Source organism: Defluviimonas sp. D31 (assembly GCF_033436765.1).
Classification (GTDB): domain Bacteria; phylum Pseudomonadota; class Alphaproteobacteria; order Rhodobacterales; family Rhodobacteraceae; genus Albidovulum.
This window is the reverse complement of the sequence record NZ_JAWQFN010000055.1, coordinates 1-1,866: the sequence shown is the minus strand read 5'-3', so window position 1 is coordinate 1,866 and position 1,866 is coordinate 1. Positions and strand designations below refer to the sequence as shown.

Sequence of the window (1,866 nt, the reverse complement as noted above, 5' to 3'; positions counted from 1 at the left end):
TGATCTCGCGGCTCGTCTTGAAGTATTTGAACGGGTCAGGTTTCGACATCAAGCGACGCTAGTCGGCGCCCTGCCTCGCCGCAAGCTAGGTTCCTCTGACATCGCCTAAAAAGATAACGGCCACGTCCCAAAACGGTGTAGGTAGGCTTTGAGCCCCATTCCAACTTTGCCTTTGCCGCATTTCTGAAGTGCTCAACTGAGCTTGCAGTTAGCTCATGATACGGAAAGTTGCTCATTGTATCAGGTGCCTGAAGGAAAGTTTCTTCGCGGGACTGGTATTCTGGACGTTCCACTCCCATCTTGATTTTAACGGCGGGGTATCTCTTCGCCGGAGTAGGGATTCCCGCACATGAGGACCAAGAATGCGACTGTTGCCGCAAGGGCGACTGGCACAGACGTTTCACATCGATTCCCGACAACCGACTTGGCCCGCGAGACCCGTACTCGGCGTCCTGCACCGAGGGATCGAGTTTCTGGCAAGATTCCGCGCGGCGGATACGCGTGGCCCGAGTTCTTCGTCCGTCTAGGAAATGGAACGTTGGACGCGCCCAGCGTTTCTCCGGCAAAGCCCATTCAAGAGTAAACCCCCGTGTCAGTGGATACCGTTGCCGGCAGATCGGCGCGAGTTCCCGTGTGAATTGGCCGGAAAAGGCGATACATCGTTGTCGGTCGTCGGCACCGGTCATCAAAGAGTAGCCGGGAGGTGAAACGGCGGGGCCAGCCTCGCCGTTTTGCTGAGCAAGATGTAGATCCAAGAGAGGAAACAGAACATGGGTTACTCGGTCCCCAAACCACCGCTAAACCTCGCCGAATTCCTCAGCCAGAAAGGCACTCCTTACCACGTCCGAAAGCCCCGCTGGAAAAAGCTGTCGACTGCCACCAAACCAGAAAAATCCGACACCCGTTCCGCGCCACCAGCCAAACCCGACGTGAATTGAGCGTAGGCTTTCAATTAAAAACGGAAATAGTTCTCAACGCGATCAAGGACTAACGTGATAGCTGACGATCTCCGAGACAATTTCCTCGCAAATCACTGGCTTCCGACCTATATAGATTGCGCATCTCTTGTTTTCGGACCTGTTCCTATGTGGCTCAGCTTTCGATCTTCAGCTTTGCCGGGCCGCTGCGCTGTGTGAGCGGCACTATAAAAGGAATATCACGATGGCCAACGGCACCGTGAAATGGTTCAATCAAGGCAAAGGTTTCGGCTTCATCGCGCCTGAATCTGGCGACAGGGACGTGTTTGTCCATAGCTCTGCGCTCGAACGCGCGGGCATCCAGAGGCTGGATGACGGCCAGGCAGTCACGTTTGATATCGAGGCCGGGCGCGACGGCCGGCAGTCGGCGACAAATCTCGTGCTCGCTTAAGGCTTTGCAGAATTAACGTCAAATGCGGGAATGGCCGTGAGCCATTCTCGCATTTTCCTTTGTATCGGCATCGCCGCCGGGGGGTGCCGCGTTTTCCTTACGGAAGAAGAAATTCTTGATAGAAATCAACTGGGGTAAACCCCTTACTTTCGTCGTCACCGCTGAAGGTGACGTCCAAAAGTTCAGCACAATCGAACAAGCATCGTACTGGCTTCAAAACAAATGGCCGATTTCTGATGATGCCCGGCATCGCGCTCTCGACCAACTAGATGCCGCCATGCACTGTCTCGCAACGGTTGGGTCTGCCCGACGGGCCTTCATATCGGCGGCCAAGACCGCTGGCTTCGTGCCCGAGACGCTGGTCGCTTAGACCGCGCTCTGTGTCCATCTTCTAGGGCCTGTTGACAAAAGGGATTCACAGGGACGCCTGATCATGATTCAAGCTGGTATCTGCGATGGAGACCAGCTTGGCACGAGACCTGATGTCGGACGATGAGT

Annotated in this window: 3 protein-coding genes; all 3 read left to right on the top strand. The window is 55.1% G+C overall.

All coding sequences use genetic code 11. The features are described 5' to 3' along the window. Positions 1–770 precede the first annotated feature (770 nt). The 3 genes from R5H32_RS20825 to R5H32_RS20815 all read left to right on the top strand — a co-directional run bounded on the left by R5H32_RS20825 (position 771) and on the right by R5H32_RS20815 (position 1,738). On the top strand, positions 771–938 hold the full coding sequence (locus R5H32_RS20825) for a hypothetical protein (protein ID WP_318340551.1): 168 nt from the start codon (positions 771–773) through the stop codon (positions 936–938). A 223-nt stretch (positions 939–1,161) separates the two neighbouring features. After that, positions 1,162–1,368, top strand: coding sequence for a cold-shock protein (locus tag R5H32_RS20820; protein WP_318340550.1), 207 nt, complete (start codon positions 1,162–1,164; stop codon positions 1,366–1,368). A gap of 118 nt (positions 1,369–1,486) precedes the next feature. Beyond that, entirely contained in the window at positions 1,487–1,738 is a 252-nt protein-coding gene (locus R5H32_RS20815) for a DUF982 domain-containing protein (protein WP_412099053.1), read from the top strand. Positions 1,739–1,866: the final 128 nt, after the last annotated feature.

Coding starts and splice junctions, on each gene's coding strand:
- R5H32_RS20825 (WP_318340551.1), top strand. CDS start 771: ATGGGTTACTCGGTCCCCAAACCACCGCTAAACCTCGCCGAATTCCTC.
- R5H32_RS20820 (WP_318340550.1), top strand. CDS start 1,162: ATGGCCAACGGCACCGTGAAATGGTTCAATCAAGGCAAAGGTTTCGGC.